General features: G+C 40.2%; 5 protein-coding genes. 4 read left to right on the top strand and 1 reads right to left on the bottom strand.

Annotated elements, in window-relative coordinates:
- The 4 genes from ACE1CC_RS07270 to glgX all read left to right on the top strand — a co-directional run.
- Nucleotides 1–363 (top strand): RNA-guided endonuclease InsQ/TnpB family protein (locus ACE1CC_RS07270; RefSeq protein WP_413269802.1); only part of this gene is annotated, 363 nt, incomplete at its 5' end.
- A gap of 34 nt (nt 364–397) precedes the next feature.
- Nucleotides 398–955, top strand: a complete 558-nt coding sequence (cobU, locus tag ACE1CC_RS07265) for a bifunctional adenosylcobinamide kinase/adenosylcobinamide-phosphate guanylyltransferase (RefSeq protein WP_413269801.1) — start codon at nt 398–400, stop codon at nt 953–955.
- A gap of 393 nt (nt 956–1,348) precedes the next feature.
- Nucleotides 1,349–1,819, top strand: a complete 471-nt coding sequence (locus ACE1CC_RS07260) for a hypothetical protein (RefSeq protein ID WP_413269800.1) — start codon at nt 1,349–1,351, stop codon at nt 1,817–1,819.
- Between the two features lie 311 nt (nt 1,820–2,130).
- Nucleotides 2,131–4,245, top strand: a complete 2,115-nt coding sequence (glgX, locus tag ACE1CC_RS07255) for a glycogen debranching protein GlgX (RefSeq protein WP_413269799.1) — start codon at nt 2,131–2,133, stop codon at nt 4,243–4,245.
- A gap of 41 nt (nt 4,246–4,286) precedes the next feature.
- Here the strand turns inward: glgX and ACE1CC_RS07250 are convergent, their stop codons facing one another.
- On the bottom strand, nt 4,287–5,219 hold the full coding sequence (locus tag ACE1CC_RS07250) for a ribonuclease Z (RefSeq protein ID WP_413269798.1): 933 nt from the start codon (nt 5,217–5,219) through the stop codon (nt 4,287–4,289).
- Nucleotides 5,220–5,397: the final 178 nt, after the last annotated feature.

The raw sequence follows: 5,397 nt of genomic DNA, 5'->3' as shown, positions 1-5,397 counted from the left end.
AAAGCTATATCTGATTGTGGATGGGGAATGTTTGTCAATTTCTTGGCGTATAAGTTAGAGCGCAAAGGTGCAAAGCTTATCGAAATTGATAGATGGTTTCCTAGCTCTAAACTCTGTTCCAACTGTTATCATCAAGTCTCTGAAATGCCTTTAGAAATTAGGGAATGGATTTGCCCTAACTGCGGTACTAAGCACGACAGGGATGGCAACGCATCAACCAACATAAGAGCAGAGGGAATCAGAATTTTACAAACGGATGGAACAGCCGTTTCTGCTAGCGGAGGGGAGGTAAGTCCAAAGGGCGGTCGCAAGTCCGTTCTTTGGCACTCCCCTATGAAGTTAGAAGCCCCAACTATACCGTAGGTTAGTTGGGGTAGTTCACAGCTGTTTCAGATTTATGACTAAATTACCTAAAAAACGAGTAATCTTAGTAACTGGCCCAGCGCGATCGGGTAAAAGTGAATGGGCAGAATCATTGGCGCTACAATCGGGAAAATCTGTTATCTATGTGGCTACTGCCGAAAAAGATCCTGATGATGCTGAGTGGATGGAGAGAATTTCCCAACACGCTCAACGCCGTCCTTCTGTTTGGCAAACTTGGGAAGTGCCTGTGAATTTAGCAGCAACTATTCGGGAAGCAAAAAGTAGTAATTGCTTATTAGTAGATTCTTTGGGAACATGGGTAGCTAATTTATTAGAGTACGAGCAAGCCCAATGGGAGAAAATATTAAAAGAATTGTTAGAAATTGTTGAGAATTGTGATGGTGATGTAATATTTGTGGCAGAGGAAACAGGCTGGGGTGTAGTTCCGGCATATCCAGCAGGTCGGCTTTTCCGCGATCGCTTAGGAACTTTGGTACGTCAACTAGGAGCGATCGCTAATCCCACTTACTTAGTCACGGCAGGTCATGTTTTAAACTTGAGTCAACTCGGTAGACCCTTAAACAACAAATAGCAAATCGTTATTACCTGATTAATGCCATTTTCCGAGATTGAGAGTTTTAGCTTATCCAACTTGGGAAATAAATATTTTATTTCTCTTGGGAGAAGATCGGTAAAGGCTATGATTGACTCAGCAGAAAGTTTATGCCTTTTTATAGCTGAGTTACTCCTCTACTAGAGGGAAACATAATTTGAAAAAAAACACTAAGATTGGGAAACAGCTATGAGATATTCATGTTAATATCCATTGCTCCCTAGTGTAGTAAGGCAGAAATAAATATTAGTTAAAAGCACAGGAAAAAATTTGAAAACAGCGTTATTTTCTTTTGCCTTCTCCCTGGGAGTCTTCTGTTCTCTGCTTTTTACCTTCTTGTACTAGTTTTAACCAGTGATTCAACTAAAAGCTATGGCATCTGAAGAACAAGTTAAACAATACATTGCCTATTGGTTTCAACTAGGTAAGAGAGTTTTGATTCGCAATGGCAGAGAAGCTTTATTGCCGCCAAGGGTGATCCAAGGCGATCGCTACAGCGACGAGTTTGAAGACTGTTGGCAAAAAATAATAGCACATAACTCAGGGGATTGTAATCTCGAAGGTACACAAGAAACTATTGGCGAATTGCTCACACCTGCTTGGGATTTAAACCCTTGTGCTCGTTGTTCGATGCCAATACCAGTGAGGAATTTAGGACTACCACCTAATAATTGTCCTTGCTCGGATTTACCCACTTGGCCGAATTTGGAGACTCCTTTACCGCGATCGCCAGTTGACACCCAAGTACATTTAAATAGTTTAATTAGCCGCCTGTTGCGAAAAGAAAGAAATATTGATGAGGCAGAACCTTCATCGGAGAATATTAAGGAAATAGTAGAGTAGACTTCTATTCCCCGGTAAGGATTTTGTCAAGGAAAAAGGGGCAAGGGAAAGGTGAAATTAATAATCCTGTCCCTTCCCGGTTCCCCTTTAAGGTTTTCCCTGCTTAAATTAAAGATATTTTGGCCAAAGTATAGAGTAATTTTAAGGAAAGTATACATAAATTTCATTATGTCAAATTATAAGTCAATTGATATTTATGTAACAGAAAAAAGTCGAAAATTCCGACAATCTAAAGATTATTCTGATTCGGACACAAACTACATTGGGATCTGAGACAATAAGAGGATTCATGATGTTTGTAAACATAGAGCATGGCAGTTTATCACAGTTACACTTACGGTGATTTCAAATTACTACAGGGACAACCTATTCCCTTTGGTGCAACGCCAGTACCAGGAGGAATTAATTTTTCTATTTACTCTAGTCACGCCACAGCTGCGACATTAGTGCTATTCAAAAAAGACGCAGCCGAACCTTTTGCCGAAATTCCTTTTCCCAGCGAGTTTCGCTTAGGTAATGTGCTCAGCATGATAGTTTTAGATTTACCAAATTACGAAGATTTAGAATATGGCTATCGTGTGGATGGGCCATACAACCCAGAAGCGGGTCATAGATTCGAGCGCACCAAGATCCTTTTAGATCCATACTCTACTTGTATAGGTGGCAGAGATGTTTGGGGAATTTCTTTAAGAGAGGATGATATTTACCCCTATCGCGGACAAATTATTAGTAAAGAGTTTGATTGGGAAGGCGATCGACCTTTAGAAATTACCGCCGAAGATTTAATTATTTACGAAATGCACGTCCGAGGTTTTACTCGTCACCCTGACTCTGGAGTTAAAGAAGAACACAGAGGTACTTTTGCCGGACTGCAAGAAAAAATACCTTACCTCAAAGAATTAGGGATTAATTGTGTGGAATTAATGCCAATTTTTGAGTTTGATGAATTAGATAACATCCGACATAATCCTTTTAATGATGAAAGATTATTTAACTACTGGGGTTACAATACAGTAGGGTTTTATGCCCCGAAAGCGGGTTATGCAGCTACAGGTAAATATGGAAATCAAGCAAATGAACTGAAAACTTTAGTTAAAGAACTACACAAAAATGGCATAGAAGTAATTTTGGATGTAGTGTTTAACCATACTGCTGAAGGAAACGAAAATGGCCCTACTATTTCTTTTCGGGGTTTAGATAATAAAACCTATTATATGCTAACTCCTGAAGGGCTTTATTATAACTTTAGTGGTTGCGGTAATACGCTCAATTGTAATCATCCAATTGTCAGACAATTTGTGTTAGATTGTCTGCGGTTTTGGGCATCTGCATATCACATTGATGGGTTCAGATTTGATTTAGCTTCCATTTTAGGAAGGGATACCAAAGGTGTACCTTTAACCAATCCACCATTGTTGGAAGCTTTAGCTTATGACCCAGTTTTAGCCAAGTGTAAATTAATTGCCGAAGCTTGGGATGCTGGCGGACTTTATCAGGTTGGTTCTTTTCCAAATTATGACCGTTGGGGCGAGTGGAATGGTAAATATCGGGATGCGGTACGGAAGTTTATTAAGGGCGATCCTTTAGTGGGAGAAATGGTGCAACGCATTCAAGGTTCGCCTGATTTGTATGCTTGGACAGACAGAACTGTGGATAGTTCGGTAAACTTTATTACTGCCCATGATGGTTTTACTTTAGCAGATTTGGTGACTTATAACCAGAAACATAATGAAGCTAATGGAGAGGATAGTCGAGATGGTTCAAATGATAATTTTAGCTGGAATTGTGGAGTTGAAGGCGAAACAGACGATCCAGAAATAAATAAATTGCGCCGTCGGCAAATGAAGAATGCGATCGCCATTTTAACAGTTAGTCAAGGCATTCCAATGTTATTGATGGGCGATGAAATGGGGCGATCGCAACAAGGAAACAATAACGCTTATTGCCATGATTCAGAGTTAAGTTGGCTAGATTGGAACTTATTACAAACTAATAACGACTTTTTCCAATTTGTCAAAAATTGTATTGCTTTTCGTCATGCCCATCCTGTATTAAGAAATCGGGAATACTTCACCAATAAAGACTATATGGAAAGTGGTTATCCCGATATTAGTTGGCATGGTGTTTATGCCTGGAAACCTGATTGGGCAAGCTATTGTCGCACCTTAGCTTTTATGCTTTGTGGCAAACACGCCAAGGGAGGTGCAGTTGAAGATAACTCAATTTATGTGGCAATGAATATGCACTGGGAAAGCCACTGGTTTGAATTACCGAAATTACCGCCAGAAGCAAAATGGCACGTTTTTGTTAATACCGGACTTGCCTTTCCTGAAGATATTTGCCAACCGGGAACCGAACCAATTTTAACTCAACAACAGGGGATTTTGTTGGGCGAGCGATCGGTAGTAATTTTGGTTGCTAAATAGGCAATAAAAAGTAGGGGTAATTCATGAATTACCCCTACTTTTTATTCTCGACGCGGAACTTCATAAGCGAGGAAATCATAAGCCATTGTTGTATTAGGAAAAATGGCTTTTGCCTCCGACAACAAATCATTTAATTGAATATCATTTCCTGGGGCATAGCGGGGGCTAAAATGAGTCATAATTAGATGTTTTGCACCAGATTCTAAAGCGACTTGGGCTGCCATTGTGGAAGTCGAATGTAATCTTTGAAAAGCTAATTCTGCATCTTGGTGAGCAAAAGTAGCTTCATGAATTAATACATCTGCATCTTTTGCTAACTCAACAGCGCCTTCACAATAAACCGTATCTGTACAGTAAACTAGTTTACGCCCAGTTTGATTTGGCCCGCATAAATCTGCGCCATTAATTACCCGTCCATCGGGTAAAGTAACTTGTTCGCCTCGTTTAAGTTTGCCATAAATTGGGCCAGAAGGAATGCCTAATTCCTTGGCTTTTTCCACATCAAAACGCCCAGGTCGATCTTTTTCTTCTATACGATAACCAAAAGCTGTTACTCGATGTTTTAAAAGACCACATCTAACAATATACTCATCGTCTTCATAAACTATTCCTGGTTCAACAGTATGTACTTTTAAGGGATAGGAAAAATGGGTAAATGAGTAACGTTGGCAAGCTTTAATGTAATCATTTAGACCAGGTGGCCCATAAAGATCTATCTTAGTGGGATTGCCAGCCAAACCATAAGTTGCTAATAAACCCATCAACCCAAAAATATGGTCGCCGTGCGTATGGGTAATAAAAATGCGAGTAATTTGGCTAATTTTCAAATCACTATGTAAAAGTTGATGTTGAGTGCCTTCACCGCAGTCAAAAAGCCAAACTTCTGCACGTTGAGGTAAGCGCAAGGCAACACTAGAAACATTGCGCGATCGCGTTGGGACACCGGAACTTGTGCCAAAAAAAGTAATCTGCACTTAAATTAAGCCAACCCTACGAAAATTTCAGGGATTAGTTAGGGGTCGAGTAGAGAGTCACCCCTCTACCCTCCCATTCAAAACCGTGCTTGCGACTTTTCACCGCACACGGCTACTTGTTAATTCGGTGTTTGTCACCACATACCGCTTTGCCCACTTATAGGGCTTAGGCGATTAG

The sequence above is a fragment of the Floridaenema aerugineum BLCC-F46 genome, assembly GCF_041929345.1.
In the GTDB taxonomy this organism is placed as follows: Bacteria; Cyanobacteriota; Cyanobacteriia; order Cyanobacteriales; family Aerosakkonemataceae; genus Floridanema; species Floridanema aerugineum.
Note: the sequence above shows the minus strand (reverse complement) of the source record. Positions and strands in the feature narration are given on the sequence as shown.